The sequence below is a fragment of the Streptomyces virginiae genome (assembly GCF_000720455.1).
Lineage (GTDB): Bacteria > Actinomycetota > Actinomycetes > Streptomycetales > Streptomycetaceae > Streptomyces > Streptomyces virginiae.
The window spans coordinates 1-203 of record NZ_JOAK01000131.1; the positions used below are offsets into that span (position 1 = coordinate 1).

At 67.0% G+C, this 203-nt stretch carries 1 pseudogene; it reads left to right on the top strand.

Annotated elements, in window-relative coordinates:
• Positions 1–203: pseudogene (locus IG86_RS0138250) on the top strand (ABC transporter permease); the annotation flags it as partial.

The window sequence follows — 203 nt, forward strand, 5'->3', positions numbered from 1 at the left end:
TCGCCGGTCTCAAGCAGGGCTGGGCCTTCTCCTGGCGCTCCCTCATGGCCGCCGAGATCATCGCCTCCTCCCCCGACCTCGGCCTGGGCCTCGGCCAACTGCTGGAGAACGGCCGCAACAACATCGACCTGCCCGGCGTCTTCCTCGCCATCATCCTGATCCTCGTCGTCGGCATCGCCATCGACCTGCTGATCTTCAGCCCC